Source organism: Psychroserpens mesophilus (genome assembly GCF_000826645.1).
Classification (GTDB): Bacteria; Bacteroidota; Bacteroidia; order Flavobacteriales; family Flavobacteriaceae; genus Psychroserpens; species Psychroserpens mesophilus.
This window is the reverse complement of sequence record NZ_JXJP01000004.1, coordinates 1-17530: the sequence shown is the minus strand read 5'-3', so window position 1 is coordinate 17530 and position 17530 is coordinate 1. Positions and strand designations below refer to the sequence as shown.

Here is a 17530-nt window from a genome sequence, read left to right as displayed (position 1 = left end):
GAAACAAAAAAATCGCCAAAACACCCTATTTCCTTGGGCTTGACGAAATACTACCCGACTTTGAAAAAATAATCCACGTCATTTTCTGACGCTACAGATAGCTTTGAAGAGCTATTAATTATCACCTCTTTTTTTATGAAGGTGATGCACTAAGTATAAACTTTAAATCAATAAGAAAATGAAAAAACACTACTCTTTTTTTTGGCTTTCAAAACAAACAATTCTTACCTTCTTAGCAATTATCCTGTTTTATAATATAGGACATACCCAAGTAACTGTTATACCAGACAGTAACTTTGAACAAGCTTTAATCGATCTAGGTTACGACACTTTGCTGGATAATTCAGTACAAACAGCAAATATCAATGCAGTAACATCCCTGAACATACAAAACCAAAATATCAATGATTTAACGGGTATTGAAGATTTTACAGCATTGCAACTATTATACGCTGACAATAATAATCTTACGAGTTTAGATGTTACTCAAAATACTGCGCTTACGCTTTTATCCTGCAGCAGCAACAATATCACGAGTCTTGATGTTCGTCAAAATACAGCCTTAGACTACCTAGATGTTCGCTTTAATTTACTTACTGAGATTAATTTAACACAAAATACAGTACTCCAAACATTGTCTTTAAATGGAAATCAACTCTCCATATTAAACCTCAACCAAAATGCTCTGCTCTCTGTAGTAAGTTGTACCGATAATAATTTGGGAGGCATTTCTATCTTAAATGGTAATAACACCGGATTGATTTCTTTCAATGCGACTAATAATCCAGGGCTAACCTGTATTCAAGTTGATGATGTGGCTTATGCCAATGCAAACTGGACTAACATAGATCCACAGACTAATTTTAATACAAATTGTATTTCTGAAATTAACACCTATGTCCCAGATGATAATTTTGAACAAGCACTCATTGATTTAGGCTATGACGCTGGACCTTTGGATGATTACATCCCAAGAAGTAACATTAATACGGTTACTATATTAAATGTTGACAATAAAAATATTGACGACCTGACAGGTATAAAAGATTTTTTCGCTTTAGAAGAATTAAGTTGTGCTCAAAATAATTTAAGTAATTTAAACATTAGTAACAATACGCAACTTCAAGTATTAAACTGTTCTGCAAACAACCTAACCGATTTAAACGTTAGCCAAAACACCCAGCTACAAAATTTATATTGCTCAGGTAACCAAATAGAAAGCTTAGATGTGAGCGAGAATACTTTATTGAACAACTTTCAATGCCATGTTAATCAATTAACAAGTTTAGATGTAAGCCAAAATACCCTACTTACATATCTTAACGTAAACAATAATCAATTAACTACTTTAGATCTTACTAGCAATACTTTATTACATTTCATATTTTGCTCTGATAATCAATTAGTGAATTTAGACCTAAGTCCAAACACGACATTGATAACCACTTTAGACTGTCACAGTAATCAAATAACAGATATCGATGTAACTACAAGCCCTGACCTCACAAATCTTAATGTCACTGGCAATCAATTAACAAATTTAAATGTCACTATCAATACCCTATTAGATTATTTAAGTTGCACCAACAATCAACTAACGAGTTTAGATGTCACGAATAATACTGAGTTAACTGAATTAAATTGTGATTTAAATGCACTTACTAGTTTAGACCTTAGTTTAAATACAAGTCTAGAACATCTAGACTGCAATTCTAATCAATTAACAAATCTCAATATAAAAAATGGTAATAACACAGTGATTACTTTTTTTGTTGCTGCTTTCAATCCTAATTTAAATTGTATTCAAGTCGATGATGCTAACTACAGTGCCACAAACTGGACATTTATAGATGCTCAAACCAGCTTTAGCGAAGATTGTCACTATAACGAAACTTTTGTGCCTGACGATAATTTTGAGCAAGCGCTCATCGATTTAGGCTATGACTCTGGTCCTTTAGATGATTACGTACCTACCGCAAATATTAATGGTATCACGTCTTTGGATGTTAGTAGCAAAGGCATTAGTGATATCACAGGTATTGAAGATTTTACGTCATTAGAAGAACTTAATGTAATTACCAACAATTTAACGAACTTGGACGTAAGTCAAAATACAAATCTAAGTGTGTTAGAATGTGCAAACAACGAATTAACGGATTTAAATGTGAGTCAAAATAGTAATCTTACAGAATTAGAATGCTCACTAAACGATATTACAAGTCTTAATTTAGGTCAAAATACTGAACTAACATATATAGGTGCGGTTGCTAATGAATTAAATAATTTGAACTTAAATTCAAATACAGTTCTCGAAATTTTATATTGTGGAGGTAATAACTTAACCAGTTTAGATGTAAGTCAAAATTTAAATCTTAAAGAATTAGATGTGGTTGCAAACAATATAACAACTTTAGACTTAAGTCAAAATATAGAATTACAATTATTAAACTGCCCTTCCAATCAATTAACAAGTCTCAACATGAAAAATGGCAATAATACAGCAATTACTGTATTTCAAGCCGTTAATAACCCAGATTTGACCTGTATTGAAGTTGATGATGCAACTTACAGTACTACAAACTGGACAAACATAGATGCTCAATCCACCTTTAGTGAAGATTGCAACGCACCACAGACTTATGTGCCAGACGATAATTTTGAACAAGCCCTTATAGATTTGGGTTACGATTCAGGCTCTTTAGACGATTATGTCCCTACTGCAAATATTGATGGTATTACATCGCTGGACGTTAGCAGTAAAGGCATAGCCGATTTAACTGGTCTTGAAGATTTTATTGTATTGGAAGAACTTTATGCAGGTAATAATAACTTAACGAACTTGGACCTCAGCCAAAACACTTTTCTAACGGATTTAGATGTGTTTTCGAATCAACTCACTAGTTTAAATTTAAGTCAGAATACAGCACTGAAAACTTTGGGTGTTGTGTATAATCAATTAACCAATCTAGACTTAAGCCAAAATACTGCTTTAGAGACATTAAATTGTAACCAAAATGAATTAATAAATTTAAACGTTAGTCAAAATACATTGCTCACAGAATTACAATGTGGCATTAATAATCTAACCAATTTAAACCTAAGTCAGAATACAGCTCTTCAAATTTTGGCGTGTGGTATTAATGAACTTTCAACTTTAGACCTAAGCCAAAATACAGCATTACAAGAGTTAAATTGTGTTTCTAATCAATTAACAAGTATAGACTTCAGTCAAAACATACTGCTAAATGGCATAGATTGCTCTTCGAATCAATTAACAAGTCTCAACTTAAAAAATGGTAATAATACAGCGATTACTTTTTTTCAAGCCGTTAATAACCCAAACTTAACCTGTATTGAAGTTGATGATGCAACTTACAGTACTACAAACTGGACAAACATAGATGCTCAAACCACCTTTAGTGAAGATTGCAACGCACCACAGACTTATGTGCCAGACGATAATTTTGAACAAGCCCTTATAGATTTGGGTTACGATATGGCTTTAGACAATTATGTGCCCACGGCCAATATTAATGCAGAAACCTACCTCAACCTTGCCAATCAGAACATAAGCGACTTAACGGGAATTGAAGACTTCGTTGCACTAGAGACATTTGTTTGCTCAAACAATCAAATTACAAATGCCGATATGAGCCAAAATACGGCACTAACGTATTTAAACTTCGTTGGCAATCAAATAACAAACCTAAATGTAAACCAAAATACGGTTCTTGAATATTTATCCGTTTCTGATAATCAATTAACCACACTAGATATAAGCGCGAATACAGTACTAGTAAATTGTTACGTCGGAAACAATCAATTAACAGAACTAAACATAACTCAAAACGCGCTTCTGGAATCCTTGTCGGTACAGAATAACCAATTATCTAGCATTGATTTAAGTCAAAATACGGCACTTGAAACCCTACAGCTTACAGGAAATCAAATCACAACACTCGATTTGTCCTTAAACAGCAATTTGGATGTTGTAGAAGTTGATACCAATAACCTAACTGGTTTAAACATAAAAAACGGCAACAATACTAACATTTCATTTTTTGATGCAGCTAACAATCCAAACCTTAATTGTATCGAAGTAGATAATGCTGTTTACAGCATCACTAACTGGAGCAACATCGATGCCCAATCTGGTTTTAGCATCGACTGCAGCAATAGCAGTAATTGCGCTAATGCGGAATTGATTCAGGTTTCGGAAACAGTGACTACGGTAAATTTCGACTTTACTAACGAAATCTTCAGCAATGGCATGAGATGCTCTGGCAATATGGCTGCCTATGCAGACACTTGGTTTGAGTTTACAATGCCAGAAGATGGTGCTATAGGCATTAATGGCTCTGTTAATGTCAATAGATTTACACTTTATGATGCCTGTGAAGGCACTGAAATTGCCTGTTTTAACAATTTTAGTATCATAGATAATCTCACAACTGGAACCACTTATAAATTGCGCGTTTTTAGAACTGCTGCAACTGCAAGCAATAGTAACTTTACCAGTTTTGACATTTTATTCAACGACACTCTAAATACCGAAGATTTTACCTCTTCAAAAGTATCTGTAGCACTTTATCCTAACCCTTCTTCAGATATAGTGACCATAACATCTAATGTCACTGACGAAATTGGAACTATTTCTATCATTGATATTTCTGGTAAAAAACTACTGAGTCAAAATCAATCAAACATCATTGATGTAAAGCATTTGGCTAATGGCATGTATTTCGTAACCATTGAAGTAGGCCAGCAAATCATCACAAAGAAACTATTGATAAAAAAGTAAAAGCTTAAAATAACTTTGAAAAAGTTAAATAAAACAGAGTAGTTAAATTTAGTAAGTAACTATGTTTTTGATTTGGAAAGTCGCTTATAGGGAGCGACTTTCCTTTTTTGTTGTTGTTTCAAAATGGGTTTCAATCATTTCAAGGCTTACGTTTAGTAGCTTTGAGTTTCTTGGCTGTTCGAGCGCAATGGAGACCTATTTCTGAAACAAAAGAGACCAAAACACCCTATTTCCTTGCGCTTGACGAAATACTACCCGACTTTGAAAAAATAATCCACGTCATTTTCTGACGCTACAGATAGCTTTGAAGAGCTATTAATTATGACCTCTTTTTAAGACCTAGAAGTTGTGACCTATACTATTCTTTTTTGCCTACACAAAAAAGAAAGGTTACAGTTTAAATTCCATAATGTATAGCAGTAAAATCTCAAAAGCATAGCATTATGAAAACTAAAATACTTTACACCCTTACACTTGTTGTTTTTCTGCAAATATCTCATGCTCAAGTAGGCGTTGGGACTACCGACCCGAAAGCGAGTTTAGATGTAGCGTCTAGTAGCCTAACGAATCCAACTCACACCGACGGTCTCTTAATTCCGAAAATTGATAATTTTCCAAGCACTAATCCTGGAACAGATCAAGATGGGATGATGGTTTATGTCACTGGAAATGGAGTTCCTGCAAAAGGCTTTTATTATTGGGACAATGGAAGTAGTTCTTGGCTAAGTGTAAAAGGCGTGGAAAAAATAAACGATTTAATAGATGCAAAAAGCGATAATGACGGATCTTTTAATGGCGCTTCAATTTTCTTTGGTATTGGATCTGGATTAGTAGATGATGGCACTAACAATTTCAATAATGCTATAGGCTTTCAAGCATTAACCTCAAATACTTCTGGCAATAACAATACAGCAATTGGAGCACAAAGCCTGTTTACAAATCAGACAGGAAACAGTAACATTGCATTGGGCTTTCAGGCCTTATTTAATAATACATCAGGAAACGATAATATAGCCTTAGGAACCAACTCTTTAAGAGCAAACCAAACAGGCTTTCAAAATACAGCCATAGGCGTTAGAAGTCTAAGACAGAACACTAGCTTCTCTAATACTGTAGTTGGTAGTAGTGCTCTAGAAAATAATGTGACAGGAAACTCAAATGTAGCACTCGGAGCAAGTGCAGGTGCCAATAGCATAGCAGGTTTTGCAAACGTCTTTATTGGTACTAATTCTGGTATAGGGAATTTAGGGAGTGGCAACGTTATGATTGGCTATCAGTCTGGTTTGAGTGAGATGGGAAGTAATAAATTGTATATAGAAAACTCTAGTGCTAATTCCGATAACGCTCTTATTTATGGTGATTTTGGTGCCGATTTATTAAGAGTAAATGGCCAATTTCAAATTGGTAATCCAACAACAACAGGATTTATCTTACCAACCACTGATGGAGCTGTAGGACAAATATTGACAACAGATGGAGCAGGAAACGTCAGCTTTCAAAATGCAACAGTAAATACTGACGACCAGGACCTACAGGCACCAACCTTAACAGGAACAACCTTAAACCTAAATATAGAAAACGGTACCGGAACGTCTATAGATTTATCCGCACTTCAAGATGGTGTCGGGACAGACGATCAAAATATCCAAAACCTTAGCCTTAATGGTAGTAACATTTTAACCGTTGGGATTGAAAATGGTACTGCAGATACTGTTGACTTATCGGCACTTAATCAATCCGTAGCTGTTGCTAATAACACAACAACTATTACTAATCATATTGCCAATGATGCGGACACCGTGATTGGAAACGAAATTATCACTGCTGCTGGGCTCAGTGGTACTACTTTACAAATTACAGAAGCAGGAAATATTACTAATGTTGATTTATCCACATTGCAAGATGGTACTGGAACCGACAATCAAAACCTAACTGCCGCAACACTTACAGGAACGACCCTTAACTTAGGCATTCAAAATGGTACTGGAACTTCAGTAAATTTGGCTAGTCTGCAAGATGGTACTGGAACTGATAACCAAAACCTAAGCACTGCAACACTAACAGGGACAACACTCAATTTAGGCATTCAAAATGGTACTGGAACTTCAGTAAATTTAGCGAGTTTAACCGACGACAATGACTGGGTTACTGTAGGCGCCAATATTGAAAGACAAAATGGAGATGTTTACATCGGAAATACTAATACAACAAATAATGACCTTCATATTAGTAATAACATTATCGATTGGGACAATACTAATTATTACTTAAATCCCGACGAGCTAAGTGTTGTTGATGAAATTCAATTTGATTCAGGAACCGAAACAGATCCGAGTATTCGATTCCAGTCCACAAATACCGGTTTTTTTAGCCCATCAAACGCGGTAACAGCCTATTCAGCAAATGGAACCGAATCGTTTAGAATTCAAAATGATGGCGAAATAAGTATTGGTTTAACTGCACCAAGCGATTACAAATTTAGTCTCAGTTCATTATCTAATCTAAATGAAATCAGAATTGGGAATAACACAACAAGTACTAATGACTTTATCGATATCAATCATAATTCACAACGTGGAAACGCAATTGACATCTCTGTGGATAACAGTTATACGCTTGCCTCAAGATCTGGCATTGCAGTGTTTAATGAACTTGGTGATACAAGTGTAAACATTGGTAAATACTTAACAGGCTCTTATAGTATTTATGGTGTAGAAGTAAGAATACCCGAAGATTTAACAGGTATCGAATATGGCATATACTCTAACGTTTCAACTACAAATGGCTATGCTGGCTATTTTATTGGAAGAACATCTTTTGGAAACACCTCATCAAACCGGTACACAATGCCTGCGTCTGATGGTACAATTGGTCAGGTATTAACCACTGATGGCATTGGTAATACAAGCTGGCAGAATCTTCCATCAGCATCATTGTCATTAGCGCGTATAACAATGTCAGCCGATCAGTCATTTACTACAAGTTCCTGGCAAAAATTGAATTTTGATACTGTTGATTTTGACCTTAACTCTGAATTCAATACCACAACAGATGAATTCGATGTGAATTCAACAGGTTACTACCGCATTAATGCCTCTTGGAGAAGCACCAACACTTCAACCTCTACAAACGCCTTTGGAATTGCCATTGTAGTTAATGGTGTTTTTGAAGGTGCAGTAAACTTTAATAACTCTGGAAGTGGTTATGTGTTTCGATCTATTAACAGAATATTGGACTTAAATGCTGGAGATAGCGTAGAAATACAAATCTTAAATACAGGACCAATCGATGTCTTTTCAAATGATATTGTGACCTCTTTTGAAATAGAACAAATACGATAAAGTTCAATCTAAAAATCTTTAAAAAATCACATATTATGAATAGAAATCACTTTATTAAATCACTTGGAGGATTAAGTTTATTGACGCTTATTCCCAAAAATGCATTTGCCAAGACCATAATCTCTACTAAAGAATACCTGAAATCCAAAATTGTCAGGGCTGATGAGGGTAAAATATTAAATGTCATTGGTGACATTCAAACCCATAAGCTTGTTGGTAGTGACACCAATAATCAAATTGTAGAATGGGTAGATGATGTAGAGCCAGGTGTCGGAATTCCTCCTCATGTGCATACGAAAGAGGATGAAATTTTTAGAGTGATTAAAGGTCAAGTCGAAATTATGATCGATGGCAACACAACAATCCTGGAAGCTGGTGATGTAGCTTTTGCTCCAAAAAACTTACCTCATTCCTGGAAGGTTGTAGGGACTGAAAAAGCAAAAATGATCACCAGTGCATTTCCAGCAGGAATTGAAATCATGTTTAGAGAATTAGCCGATTTAACTGCTGGTCCTCCAGATTTCGCAAAAGTTTCTGAAATATGTGGTCGACACGGAGTCACATTTATAAAATAGTTAAATTTAGTAAGTAACTATATTTTTGATTAGGAAAGTCGTTTGTAGGGAACGACTTTCCTTTTTTGTTGATTTTTTAAAATGGGTTTGTTTCATTTCAAGGCTTAAGTTTTGTAATTTGCAAGCTGTCAGTTCGAGCGCAGTCGAGAACTATTTTAAACAAAAAAACCTTTCAACTGCGCTCAAGGTGACATTCGTTTCCAAATTAAAATTCAATATGTCAGATCAAAAACGCTTATTTCTTGTTGATGCCTATGCCCTAATTTTTCGTGGGTATTACGCTTTTATAAAAAACCCGAGAATCAATTCCAAAGGGGAAGATACTTCAGCCATCATGGGTTTTATGAATTCCTTATTAGATGTGATTAAACGTGAACGACCAGATCATTTGGCCGTTTGCTTTGATAAAGGCGGAAGTGTGGATCGTGTGGAAATGTTCGAAGCTTATAAAGCCAATCGCGATGAAACACCAGAAGGTATTAAAACTGCGATTCCATATATCTGTGACATCCTAGAAGCCATGCACATTCCAATCATGGTCAAAGAAGGGTTTGAAGCCGATGATGTCATTGGCACCTTATCGCGTCAAGCCGAAAAAGAAGGTTACAAAACCTATATGGTCACTCCTGATAAGGATTTTGCACAGTTGGTTACTGAAAATATATTCATGTACAGGCCTGTATTTGGTGGTGGTTATGAAACCTGGGGAATTCCTGAAGTACAGAAGAAATTTGAAGTGGAAAACCCTATGCAAGTGATTGACTTTTTAGGTATGATGGGCGATTCTTCCGATAATATTCCTGGATTGCCTGGTGTGGGCGAAAAAACAGCAAAAAAGTTTATCAAAGAGTTTGGAAGCATGGAAAATCTACTCGCCAATACTGATCAGTTGAAAGGTAAAATGCGAGAAAAAGTAGAAGCTGCCAAAGACTTAGGGATGCTTTCCAAACAATTAGCAACGATTATGCTTGATGTTCCTGTAACCTTTAATGCTAAAGATTTTGAACTCGACCATCCTGATGTTGAAAAAGTAAAACAAATTTTCACCGATTTAGAATTCAGACGTCTTACTGATAATTTCTTAAAAACCTTTGCTTCGGAAACAGAAGTAGCTTCAGCTACTCAATCACAAGACTCTAAACCTACAGAAGCCAAACCAACTCCGAAAGAGCAAAAATCAGCTGGTGAAGGACAATTTTCATTATTTGGAGGAGATGCTTCCACCACAACCGAAACCGTTTCAGAATATACACGTAAAACCGCTGAAACAACCTCGCATTTTTATCAGAGCGTCGCGTCTGGAATGGCAACGAAATTGTTCGTCAAAAATTTACTGAATCAAACTTCTGTATGTTTTGATACTGAAACTACTGGACTTAACCCGTTAACAGCAGAACTCGTTGGCATCGCTTTTTCATGGGAATCTGGTAAAGGTTTTTACGTCCCATTTCCAGAGAAAAAAGAAGAAGCGCAAGACCTCATTGAAATTTTGCGACCTTTCTTCGAAAATGAAAACATTCAAAAAATTGGTCAGAATCTAAAATACGACATCAAAGTTTTAGCAAAATATAATATCGAAGTCAAAGGCAAACTCTTCGACACCATGTTAGCGCATTATTTGATTAATCCTGATATGCGACATAATATGGATGTGCTGGCTGAAACCTATCTCAATTATACGCCAATTTCAATCACAGAACTTATTGGCAAAAAAGGTAAAAACCAATTGTCGATGCGCGAGGTGCCACTCGAAAAACAAACCGAATATGCGGTTGAAGATGCTGATATCACCTTACAACTCAAAGAACATTTCGAAAAAGAACTCGGTGAAGCCAATACCCAAAAATTATTTGATGAGATTGAAATTCCACTGCTACGAGTGCTTGCAGCTATGGAGTTGGAAGGCATTAATCTCGATATAGACTTCTTAAATTCCTTGTCGGAGCAACTTAATAGCGATATCGCCAATCTCGAACAAAAGATTTACGAAGCGGCAGGCGAAGAATTTAATATCGCCTCACCAAAACAGATGGGAATTATCCTTTTTGAAAAACTCAAACTGGTTGACAAACCGAAAAAGACCAAAACCGGACAATACGCTACCTCTGAAGATATCTTATCCTATTTGGCAAAAGACCATGAGATTATTAGAAATATTTTGGAGTATCGCGGACTAGCGAAACTGAAAAGCACCTATGTGGACGCCTTACCATTACAGGTTGAAGAAAGCACAGGACGTGTGCATACCGATTATATGCAAACCGTTGCAGCAACCGGACGATTGAGTAGTAACAATCCGAATTTACAAAACATTCCAATTCGTACCGAACGTGGTCGTCAGGTTAGAAAAGCCTTCGTCCCAAGAAATGAGGACTACACGCTTTTAGCTGCCGATTATTCGCAAATAGAACTGCGTATCATTGCCGCCTTGAGTAAAGAAGAAACCATGATTGACGCCTTTAAAAATGGCGAAGACATTCATGCCTCCACAGCATCTAAAGTCTTTAATGTACCATTGGCTGAAGTGACTCGTGAGCAACGTAGCAATGCCAAAACCGTTAACTTCGGAATCATTTATGGCGTCTCTGCCTTTGGCTTAAGCAATCAAACCGATTTATCAAGAAGCGAAGCCAAAGAGCTCATTGACACCTATTATGAAACCTATCCGAAACTCCGTAGCTATATTCATGACCAAGTCGATTTTGCTCGTGACAATGGGTATGTACAAACCGTTTTAGGTCGTCGTCGTTATTTAAAAGATATCAATTCGCGAAACGCAGTGGTTCGTGGTGCAGCCGAACGAAATGCTGTGAATGCGCCAATTCAAGGCTCTGCAGCCGACATCATTAAAATTGCGATGATTAAAATTTACGACAAACTTCAAACTGGCAATTACAAATCTAAAATGCTTTTACAGGTGCATGATGAATTGGTATTCGACATTTACAAACCAGAACTCGAGACCATGAAAACGCTTATCAAAACCGAAATGGAAAATGCATATAAATTAGAAGTGCCTCTCGATGTCGATTTAGATATTGGTGATAATTGGTTGGAGGCGCATTAATTTCAATTTAGATGAAAACAATTTCTGTCACATGCGCTATCATTCAATTTGAGGATAAAATATTAGCCGTTCAAAGAAGTGAAACAATGAAACTTCCTTTTAAATGGGAATTTGCAGGAGGCAAAATAGAAGCAGCTGAATCTGAAATTGATTGTATTAAAAGAGAAATCTTTGAAGAGTTGAATATTCTCATTGAAATCGAAAAAAGACTTACTCCTGTAACTCATCAATATTCTGATTTTGAAATTGAATTAATTCCATTTATTGCGGAATATATTTCAGGAGAATTAACACTTAAAGAACATGTAGATTTTGTTTTAGCTAATAAAGAGGATTTGCATAAATTAGATTGGGCTGAAGCCGATTTACCAATTTTAAAAGAATTTTTAGAGATATGAAACAAGGTATTTATGAAGAATTAATTACGCAACTTATCTCTGAAAAGTTGAAAGAGCTTGATAAAGATAAATTCTTTTTAAAAAAGAGTCTAATAGATAAAGAGGAAGCTTCGCGTGTACTTTCCAAACATCTCTCAAAGACTTTAAAACATGCTTTTGAGATTATCAAAGGTGAGAATAAAATAGAACAACAAATTCGAATTGCAAATAAAATAATAAGACTCCTAAAAGAAGAGCTAAACAAACAAGAATTTAAAGAAGACTTAGTAAGTATTGAAGGGGAAATTTTAAAGGCAGTTTTCTCCAAAACAGATGCACACTTTTCAAACTTAGATTTACATCTAAAAGAAATAACACCTTACACTACATTAACTCAGAGTGAACTTTTCACTGGTGGAAATGGAGGTTTATCTTTAGAAAGTGAACTTAAAAAGGAGATTCTTTCTTCAAACCAAATAAATTTATTAGTCTCTTTTATAAAATTTAAAGGCATTATAATTCTTGAAAAAGAATTAAAAGAATTTACTCAGCGTGGTGGAAAACTGAAAGTAATTACAACGACGTATATTGGAGCCACAGATTATAAAGCTATTCAACTACTTGCTAGACTTTCAAATACAGAAGTCAAAATATCTTACAACACTGGAAACGAAAGATTACATGCAAAAGCTTATCTATTCTATAGAAATTCAGGTTTTCATACTGCTTATATCGGCTCGTCAAATTTTTCAAGGTCAGCTTTAACTGATGGCTTAGAATGGAATTTAAAAGTTACTACTAAAGAAGTCAGCCATATCATTGATAAATTTCAGAAAACATTTGATGCATATTGGCAAAGTGATGATTTTGAATTATTTGATGAATCAATCCATAACGACAAGCTTCAAGACGCTTTAAAACAGAGTAAGTTTAGTAAGCCTTATGAAAACACGACTGCTTTTTTCGACATCAAACCATTTCCATATCAAAATGAAGTCTTAGAAAAATTAGAGGTTGAAAGAACTGTGCATAGTAGATATAGAAATCTCGTAGTTGCTGCAACAGGAACTGGAAAAACTGTAATTTCAGCTTTTGATTATAAACGTTTTAAACAGGATAACGAATCTTCAAAACTTCTTTTTCTTGCTCATAGAAAAGAAATATTACAAAAATCACTTTCAACTTTTCAAGGCGTTTTAAGAAACAATAATATTGGAGAATTGTGGGTTGATGGAATGGTTCCTAATAACTTCGAGTTTGTATTTGCTTCTGTTCAAACAGTAAATAATCAACTTGCGAATAGCAATCTATCAGAAGATTACTATGACTATATCATTATTGATGAATGTCATCATCAAATTGCAAACAGCTACAGGTCGGTAATCAATTACTTCAAACCAAAAATACTTCTTGGTCTAACTGCTACGCCTGAACGAATGGATGGTGGAGACATTTTAGAAGATTTTGACAATAAAATTGCAGCAGAAATCAGATTACCTGAAGCAATGAACAGGAAATTACTTTGTCCTTTTCAATATTTTGGCATTACTGATAGCATAGACTTAACACATGTAAGTTGGGTTAGAGGTAAGTATGTACCGAGCGAATTAACTAATTTATACACCTCAAATGATAGACGAATTCGAGAAGTAATTGACGCATTAGATAAATATACAAAAGATATAAATGATGTTAGAGCTTTAGGCTATTGTGTTTCGATGGACCACGCTATGTACATGGCGGAAAAGTTTACACTAGCAGGTTTTAAAGCCGATTATTTAACGAGTCAGAATAACAAAAATAGAGTTGAGATTCGTAAAAAATTAGAGAAAAAACAAATAAATTATTTGTTTGTCGTGGACATGTTTAATGAGGGAATTGATATCCCAGAAATTGATACAGTTTTATTTCTAAGACCAACAGAAAGTTTGACCGTATTTTTACAACAACTAGGACGTGGTTTAAGACTGCATGAAGATAAAGATTGTTTAACCGTTTTAGACTTTGTAGGTAACGCTCACTCTGAATATAATTTTGAAAGTAAATTTAGAGCACTAATAGGAAAAACGAACACAACGGTTAAAAAAGAGTTAGAGGACAATTTTCCGCATCTCCCTTTAGGATGCTCTATTATTTTAGAGAAAAAAGCAAAAGAAACGATTCTAAGTAATATTACAGCTGCAACATCTTTAAATAAGAGAAAATTAATTCAAAGAATTCAACAGTTCCAGAATGACACTACTCTACCTTTAAATTTAGGTAATTTTAGTTCCCTATATAATATTCCTTTAGAATCTATCTACAAAAGAGACAGTTGGAAGCGTTTGTGCCAAATTGCTGGAAAAATGGATGATTTTGACAGAAAAAATGAAAAAGCCATTGTATCCGCTATTTCTAATAAATGGCTCTCAACAAATTCATTAAGTTATTTTTCTTTCATTTTAAAAATTGCTAAACAAAATTTCAATATCAATATTTCGGATTTCAATGAAAATGAAAAAACGATGCTTTTGATGTTACATTATGATGTTTGGCAAAAGGAAGGTGGTTTTGATTCATTAGAAAATAGTATTAAAGCCATTGGTGAGAACAAAATTTTGGTTGATGAAATAAAGGAGGTTCTCGAGGTATTGATTGAAAATATTGACTTTAAAGAAATACCAATAAATCTTCCTTACGAACAACCATTGAAACTTCATAGCCGTTATACTCGAGACCAAATTTTAACCGCATTTCAATTTAGTAGTTTTGATAAAAAATCTTCAAACCGAGAAGGTACGGCAGAAAACAAAAACTTAAACACAGAAATTTTGTTTATAAATCTCATTAAATCAGAAGAAAACTTTTCGCCCACTACGATGTATGATGATTATGCAGTAAATGAATTATTATTTCACTGGCAAACTCAAAATTCAGCAAGACCAGATAAAGGTAAAGGCTTGTCTTATATAAAGCATAAAGAAAATGATAAACGAATTTTACTCTTTGTTCGTGAAAAAGCAAAGAATGAATTTGGAAACAGTTTAGGATATGTCTTTATTGGAGAAGGCAATTTAAAAGACTATAACGGATCTAAGCCAATGAGCATTAACTGGAAACTTGAGGAACCAATGCCACATTATTTATGGAAAGATGCTGCGAAACTCTCTGTTGGATAAGCTAAAACAGAAAAACTACCTCTTCTTCTTCCCCTTATACTTCACCTTGTTCTTCCGCTGATTAAAAGGCACAGCATCATCAAAGGTATGTTTCGCCTCACCTTTAGGTTTATTTTTACGCCACTTTTCGGTTTTGGCAGGAAGCAGCACATCTAATAAATCCTGACGACCCAATCGATTTAAGGTCTTTTTTATCCAGGCTTTGTTTTCATCTTTATACCAAAAGAAAAAACGATGCTGCTCATCTTTTTCCTTGCGAGTTTTTGGCGTATTGACTTCCTTTAGGGTATACGGATGGTAACCACTGTAATAAATCACTGTCGCAACCGTCATTGGTGTTGGTGTAAAGCCTTGCACTTGCTCTAACTGAAAGCCCATATCTTTAGTTTCGGCAGCCAAATTAGCCATATCTTCCACTTCACAGGCTGGATGATTCGAAATAAAATACGGAATGAGCTGAAGCTTCAAGCCTTTCTTGATATTAATCTTATCAAAACGCTCCTTAAACTTATGGAAGTAGGTGAACGACGGTTTCCGCATCAGCTTCAACACAGGATCACTCGTATGTTCTGGCGCGACTTTCAAGCGACCAGACACATGCTTGGTCATCACTTCTTCGGTATAATCGTCGAGCTCTTTCGGATCGGCATTTTTGTTGAATTCTGGCACCAGCATATCATGACGTATTCCAGAACCAATAAAGGATTTTTTGACTTTCGGATGACTGTCAACAGCCTGATACAATTCGGTAAGCGGTTTGTGCGAGGTATCTAAATTACTACAAATCACAGGCGAAATACAACTTGGTGCCACACACTTGTCGCAAATCGATTGCACCTTGCCTTTCATTTTATACATATTGGCACTTGGTCCTCCAATATCACTCAAGTAGCCTTTAAAATCTGGCATGTTCGCAACGGTATCGACTTCCTTCAAAATCGATTCCTGACTACGAGAGGCAATAAACTTCCCTTGATGTGCCGAAATGGTACAAAAGCTACAACCACCAAAACAACCACGATGAATGTTGATAGAAAACTTAATCATTTCAAACGCAGGAATCGGTCCACGTTTGTCATATTTCGGATGTGGTAATCGTGTGTAAGGCAAATCGAAAGAGGCATCAATTTCTTCCTCAGTCATCGTCGGATAAGGCGGATTAATCATCAAAGTCTTATCACCTACTTTCTGAAAAATACGACGTGCAGCCAGCTTATTCGATTCTTGCTCAATCACCTTAAAATTAGAAGCGTATTGCTTTTTATCTTTCAAACAGGTTTCATGAGACGCAATTTCAACATCTTCCCAGTTACTGTTCTTCGGAATCGCTTCGTCTTTATCTAAAAGCACAGCGGTTTGATTAATGGTGTTCAAACTGCGAAACGGAACGCCTTTTTCAAGCAAACGTATAATTTCACGCAAGGGTTGTTCACCCATGCCGTACACCAGCATATCGGCTTTAGAGGTTTCTAAAATGGTTGGCATGAGTTGATCACTCCAGTAATCATAATGCGTCACACGACGCAATGAACCTTCAATCCCTCCAATTAATACAGGAACATCTGGCCATTTTTCTTTTAAAATATTGGAATATACAGAAGATGCATAATCTGGTCTGAAACCGATATCACCATTTGGTGTATACGCATCTTTATCACGACGTTTTTTATTCGCGTTATAATTGCTCACCATAGGATCCATACAACCACCAGTCACACCAAAAAACAATCTTGGCTTTCCAAGTTTTACAAAATCCTGAAGATTATCATTCACATTCGGTTGCGGCACAATCGCCACACGCAAGCCCATACTTTCCAGCAAACGACCAATTACAGCAGGTCCAAAGGTAGGATGATCTACATAGGCATCACCACTAAATAAGATGACATCCAGGTATTCCCAACCTCGAATCTTAACCTCTTTGTTTGTGGTAGGCAACCAATCTGAAAGTTTTAACTCTTGCATAACCGTGCAAAAATACTTAAAAATTAAACGCTTAGCTGTTAAAATTGATGGAATGCGATGGCTTTGTTTTTTTGGGCGTTCCCACAAGGGTCGCGCTTTCCGTTACAAGTCCTCGTTCGTACCTCTCTGTGGGCTTTTCACTACAATCGCTAACGCTGTTAGTTGTTAGTTGTTAGTTGTTAGTTGTTAGTTGTTAGTTGTTAGTTGTTAGTTGTTAGTTGTTAGTTGTTAGTGGTTAGTGGTTAG

General features: G+C 35.5%; 7 protein-coding genes. 6 read left to right on the top strand and 1 reads right to left on the bottom strand.

The genetic code is table 11. The features are described 5' to 3' along the window. The first annotated feature begins 178 nt into the window (after positions 1-178). The 6 genes from TD18_RS16610 to TD18_RS05805 all read left to right on the top strand — a co-directional run bounded on the left by TD18_RS16610 (position 179) and on the right by TD18_RS05805 (position 15319). Positions 179-4801: a T9SS type A sorting domain-containing protein gene (locus TD18_RS16610; protein WP_052461057.1), complete on the top strand. Its 4623-nt coding sequence runs from the start codon at positions 179-181 to the stop codon at positions 4799-4801. A 443-nt stretch (positions 4802-5244) separates the two neighbouring features. After that, positions 5245-8142, top strand: coding sequence for a beta strand repeat-containing protein (locus TD18_RS05825; RefSeq protein ID WP_040249855.1), 2898 nt, complete (start codon positions 5245-5247; stop codon positions 8140-8142). Positions 8143-8177: 35 nt separating this feature from the next. Further along, positions 8178-8717, top strand: a complete 540-nt coding sequence (locus TD18_RS05820) for a cupin domain-containing protein (RefSeq protein ID WP_040249853.1) — start codon at positions 8178-8180, stop codon at positions 8715-8717. A gap of 217 nt (positions 8718-8934) precedes the next feature. Further along, the gene (polA, locus tag TD18_RS05815; RefSeq protein ID WP_040250014.1) at positions 8935-11784 is read left to right on the top strand and encodes a DNA polymerase I; all 2850 of its coding nucleotides are present in this window, start codon (positions 8935-8937) and stop codon (positions 11782-11784) included. Positions 11785-11795: 11 nt separating this feature from the next. Further along, positions 11796-12182: a (deoxy)nucleoside triphosphate pyrophosphohydrolase gene (locus tag TD18_RS05810; RefSeq protein WP_040249851.1), complete on the top strand. Its 387-nt coding sequence runs from the start codon at positions 11796-11798 to the stop codon at positions 12180-12182. Beyond that, positions 12179-15319: a DUF3427 domain-containing protein gene (locus tag TD18_RS05805; RefSeq protein ID WP_040249848.1), complete on the top strand. Its 3141-nt coding sequence runs from the start codon at positions 12179-12181 to the stop codon at positions 15317-15319. Before TD18_RS05810 ends, TD18_RS05805 begins: the two co-directional genes overlap by 4 nt. A gap of 15 nt (positions 15320-15334) precedes the next feature. On the opposite strand, the gene TD18_RS05800 is transcribed toward TD18_RS05805, so the two are convergent. Next, positions 15335-17284 (bottom strand): YgiQ family radical SAM protein, encoded by a 1950-nt coding sequence (locus tag TD18_RS05800; protein WP_040249845.1) that lies wholly within the window; start codon positions 17282-17284, stop codon positions 15335-15337. Positions 17285-17530 lie beyond the last annotated feature (246 nt).

Bases quoted from the DNA above. Each gene is read 5' to 3' on its own strand.
- TD18_RS05820 (WP_040249853.1), top strand. From the start codon at position 8,178: ATGAATAGAAATCACTTTATTAAATCACTTGGAGGATTAAGTTTATTG.
- polA (WP_040250014.1), top strand. From the start codon at position 8,935: ATGTCAGATCAAAAACGCTTATTTCTTGTTGATGCCTATGCCCTAATT.
- TD18_RS05810 (WP_040249851.1), top strand. From the start codon at position 11,796: ATGAAAACAATTTCTGTCACATGCGCTATCATTCAATTTGAGGATAAA.
- TD18_RS05800 (WP_040249845.1), bottom strand. From the start codon at position 17,284: ATGCAAGAGTTAAAACTTTCAGATTGGTTGCCTACCACAAACAAAGAG.
- TD18_RS05825 (WP_040249855.1), top strand. From the start codon at position 5,245: ATGAAAACTAAAATACTTTACACCCTTACACTTGTTGTTTTTCTGCAA.
- TD18_RS05805 (WP_040249848.1), top strand. From the start codon at position 12,179: ATGAAACAAGGTATTTATGAAGAATTAATTACGCAACTTATCTCTGAA.
- TD18_RS16610 (WP_052461057.1), top strand. From the start codon at position 179: ATGAAAAAACACTACTCTTTTTTTTGGCTTTCAAAACAAACAATTCTT.